Raw genomic sequence first — 755 nt, forward strand, 5'->3', positions numbered from 1 at the left:
GCCCGGTGGGCGCGGCCGCGGGCGGCGCGCAGCCGTCCGGTCAGCTCCTCGGCCCGGACCCGGTCGCCGAGCGTGGTCAACTGCCCGGCCAGGTCGCGGAGTTTGACGGCCGTCGGGTCGGCGGCGAGGGCCGCGTCGATCTCGGCGGCGGTGTCCAGTGCGGCCAGCCGGCGGTGCAGGGTGTCGAGGATGCGTTCGGCGGAGGCGGCCAGCCGGTCGGCACGCCGGGCCCGCTCCTCCAGCAGGTGCTGGCGGCGGGCGGTGAGCGCGTCATGGATCTCGGTGCGCCGGTGGCCGAGCTGCTCGCCGAGGGCCGGGTCGGCGTCGGCGAAGCGGGTCTCCAGCTGCTCGATCCGCAGCAGCAGCCGGCCGAGCTGCTCGTCGCAGGCCTCGGGGGTGTCGGCGGCGGCGAGCGCGGCGGTGGTGGCCTGGCCGAGCAGGGCGGTCTCGGCGGCGAACTCGGCGGCGGCCTCTCGGGTGCGCAGCTCCCGGCGACGCACGGTCAGCACGGACCGGGCCCGGTTCAGCAGCCCGAGCACGTCGGCGAGCCGGTCGAGGATCGCGGTGCGGGTGGTGGCGTCGGCCAGGTCGAGGGTGCCGACCAGCTCGGAGACGGTCTGCAACGCCTCGCTCTGGGCGCCCAGTTCGACACCCAGCGGCTCCGCCTCGGCGGCGGTGGCGATGGCGGCGCACCGCTCGGCCAGCTCGCCGGCCCGCTGCCGGTGCGGCGCGAAGGCGGCCGGTTCGGCGAGCCG

At 78.1% G+C, this 755-nt stretch carries 1 pseudogene; it reads right to left on the reverse strand.

What is annotated here, in order from left to right:
- A pseudogene (locus tag KS423_RS46585) lies at nt 1-755 on the reverse strand (DNA repair ATPase); the annotation flags it as partial.

It is taken from the genome of Streptomyces sp. LS1784, from assembly GCF_020103755.1.
Lineage (GTDB): Bacteria > Actinomycetota > Actinomycetes > Streptomycetales > Streptomycetaceae > Kitasatospora.